Here is a 427-nt window from a genome sequence, read left to right as displayed (position 1 = left end):
CACCACGAGTCCCGTGTCGGGGCGGATGCTCGCGCCCACCTCGCGCGGACCGCAGTACGTGACCTCGGCCCCCAGCAGCCCCGAGCCGAGCAGGTGGTCGGTGCCGCCGTAGAGCGGGCGGACCGCGACCACGTGCCGCTTGCCGACCGCGTTCGTGTGGGCGAGGATCACCGCGGTCATCGCCGCCATGCCCGAGCCGAAGGCGACCGATGCCTCGGCGTGCTCGAGCTCGGCGAGCGCCTCTTCGAAGCGGGCGACCGTCGGGTTCCACAACCGCGCGTAGACGAGGCTGCCGTCGGCCGGCGGGCGCCCGCCCGTGGCCATCGCCTCGTACGAGTCGCCGCCGCGCTCGGCGTCGGGCAGCGGGTTCGTCGTCGACAGGTCGATCGGCAGGGCGTGCACGCCCAGTTCGCCGAGATCGGAACGG

General features: G+C 74.2%; 1 protein-coding gene. It reads right to left on the bottom strand.

Going from position 1 to position 427, the window contains the following annotated elements:
* Window positions 1–427: PLP-dependent transferase (locus ASV53_RS26585; RefSeq protein WP_141226351.1), on the bottom strand; the 427-nt coding region annotated here is incomplete at both ends.

Source organism: Photobacterium sanguinicancri, assembly GCF_002265265.1.
In the GTDB taxonomy this organism is placed as follows: domain Bacteria; phylum Pseudomonadota; class Gammaproteobacteria; order Enterobacterales; family Vibrionaceae; genus Photobacterium; species Photobacterium sanguinicancri.
Note: the sequence above shows the minus strand (reverse complement) of the source record. Positions and strands in the feature narration are given on the sequence as shown.